The organism is Streptomyces sp. CO7, from assembly GCF_053474865.1.
On record NZ_JBRIOU010000004.1, the window covers coordinates 322,818 to 323,283 of the forward strand.

Annotated in this window: 1 protein-coding gene; it reads left to right on the forward strand. The window is 67.4% G+C overall.

Annotated features, from left to right (window positions below):
- Positions 1 to 109 precede the first annotated feature (109 nt).
- Positions 110 to 466, forward strand: a 357-nt coding sequence (locus tag ACOV8S_RS14165; RefSeq protein WP_448318170.1) for a MarR family winged helix-turn-helix transcriptional regulator, incomplete at its 3' end; no start/stop codon positions are given.

A 466-nucleotide genomic window follows, 5' to 3' on the forward strand; every position in this document is an offset into this window, starting at 1 on the left:
GTTCGGTCTCTGAGGGCCGACGGTGTGATCCGTCCCGCGTTCACCTCCGGTGGACCGGTGGACCTCCCCCAGTAGTCCGGATTTCAACATCTTAGGTAGACTGGGGTTCATGGACAGCGAGACGGACACGAGGTGGCTGACGGCCGAGGAGCAGTGCGCCTGGCGCACCCATCTGGAGGTCAACCGGCTGCTCACGCACCAGCTGGAGCGTGACCTGCAGCCGTTCGGCCTGACGATGAACGACTACGAGATCCTGGTCAACCTCTCCGAGGCGGAGGGGCGGCGGCTGCGGATGAGCGACCTGGCCGCGGCGACGCTGCAGTCCAAGAGCCGCCTGTCGCACCAGATCACGCGGATGGAGAACGCGGGGCTGGTGCGGCGGGAGAACTGCGAGTCGGACCGGCGGGGGCTGTTCGCCGTGCTGACCGAGCAGGGTCTGGAGACGATGCGGAAGGTCGCCCCGCAC